General features: G+C 69.4%; 2 protein-coding genes. One reads left to right on the forward strand and one right to left on the reverse strand.

The window, feature by feature from the left end; genetic code table 11:
* Window positions 1-212 (forward strand): 3-hydroxyacyl-CoA dehydrogenase family protein (locus CCN37_RS38015; RefSeq protein ID WP_246843565.1); only part of this gene is annotated, 212 nt, incomplete at its 5' end.
* A 68-nt stretch (window positions 213-280) separates the two neighbouring features.
* Here the strand turns inward: CCN37_RS38015 and CCN37_RS38020 are convergent.
* Window positions 281-813, reverse strand: a 533-nt coding sequence (locus tag CCN37_RS38020; RefSeq protein ID WP_371505732.1) for an LGFP repeat-containing protein, incomplete at its 5' end; no start/stop codon positions are given.

The following is an 813-nucleotide window of genomic DNA, read 5'->3' on the forward strand; positions in this document are numbered from 1 at the left end:
ACACGGCGGTCCGGCTGGGCCTCGGCTACCCGCGCGGCCCGCTGGAGTGGGGCGACCTGGTGGGCGGCGAGATCGTGGTGCGCATCCTGCGCGGCCTGACGGCGGCGACCGGGGACCCGCGGTACCGGCCGAGCCCGTGGCTCACCGAGCGGGTCGCGCTCGGGCTGCCGCTGACGTCGCCCGGCACGACCCCCGCCGACCTCCGGTCCTGAAAGGACAGCGGGCCGCCTCCGGAATCCCGCAGACGGCCCGCTTTTCGTTCGAAACTAAAGGAAGCCCGTCACCAAGGACGGTCGACCGCTCCCGTCTGCGGCGTGTACGTGATGTAACCGCCCTGGAAGTCGCTGCGGTACACCGATCCCGTCACGTACTCGTCCGTCGTCGGGTAGCGCAGGTACGACCGCTCCCAGCCCAGCGCCGCCCAGCGCTTGCGGATCTCGCCCTTGATCACGTGCGCCCCGGTGGCGTTCGTGAAGTAGATCGAGTGGCCGAGGCTGAAGTGGTTGAACCGGCCGACGCCGTCCGGCGTGCCGTCCTCGTCGTTCGTCGGGTAGCCGAGGCCGCGCTCGTACCCGTACGCCGCCCACTTCTTGCGGATCTCGCCGTAGATCGCGTGCGCACCCGTCGAGGGCGTGAAGTAGATCGAACCGACGTTGTTGCCCTTGATGAAGTGGTTGAACCGGCCGATGCCGTCGGGCGTCCCGTCTTCGTCGTTCGTCGGGTACCCGATGATCGCGCCGTAGCCGAGCGCCGCCCACTTCTTCCGGATCTCACCGTAGATCGCGTGCGCACCCGTGGCGGCGGTGTAGTAGA

It is taken from the genome of Allokutzneria sp. NRRL B-24872, assembly GCF_002155965.1.
Taxonomy (GTDB): domain Bacteria; phylum Actinomycetota; class Actinomycetes; order Mycobacteriales; family Pseudonocardiaceae; genus Allokutzneria.